This is a genomic window from Streptococcus sp. GMD6S (assembly GCF_000297015.1).
The window spans coordinates 1-740 of sequence record NZ_AJRH01000351.1 but is presented as its reverse complement, the minus strand read 5'-3'; the positions used below and the strand labels follow the sequence as shown (position 1 = coordinate 740).

Below are 740 nucleotides of genomic sequence, written 5' to 3'. Positions count from 1 at the left end.
CGCTCTATTATATATCTACTGAACTGTCTATACACAAGATTTCCATCCTTAGTCGACATGAGTTGGAAATCCTTATTTGTTAAGTAGTTCACAACACATTATACACCTATTCTCTGAATAGTCAAGTGTATTTACAGTAAAATATTGGAAAATCCTGAAAATTTCCTCTTATACTCTTCGAAAATCAAATTCAAACCACGTCAGCGTCACCTTACCGTACTCAAGTACAGTCTGCGGCTAGCTTCCTAGTTTGCTCTTTGATTTTCATTGAGTATTATTTTCCATTTTGAAAGACATTCAGTAACTCTAATATCAAAAAAGCCCAGACGACATTGTCTGAGCATTCTTTTATCTAGTTGTTTAAGGGAGTTGAGTTCAGTATGTTTAAAGTCTCTGCCCCATCATTTCTTCAACAAGCCTTGTTCTTGTAGAAATTCTTTGGCTACTTGTTCTGCTGACTTGCCTTCAACACCGACTTGGTAGTTGAGCTGGCTCATCTGGCTTTCCGTGATTTTACCTGCTAGTTTATTGAGAACTGGCTCCAACTCAGGATGTTTCTTGAGAAGAGCTTCTTTCATGAGTGGGGCCCCTTGATAAGGTGGGAAGAGTTGCTTGTCATCTTCCAAGATCTGCAAATCATAACGCGCCAATTCTGCATCTGTCGAATAGGCATCTGTGATTTGAATATCGCCTGACTGAATTGCCTGATAGCGAAGAGCTGGCTCCATGGTCGCTACGTT

At 39.9% G+C, this 740-nt stretch carries 1 protein-coding gene; it reads right to left on the bottom strand.

Annotation, left to right across the window (positions count from 1 at the left end; translation table 11 throughout):
- Positions 1-401: 401 nt before the first annotated feature.
- The coding region (locus GMD6S_RS11555) for a glycine betaine ABC transporter substrate-binding protein (RefSeq protein WP_000295408.1) at positions 402-740 on the bottom strand (339 nt) is incomplete at its 5' end.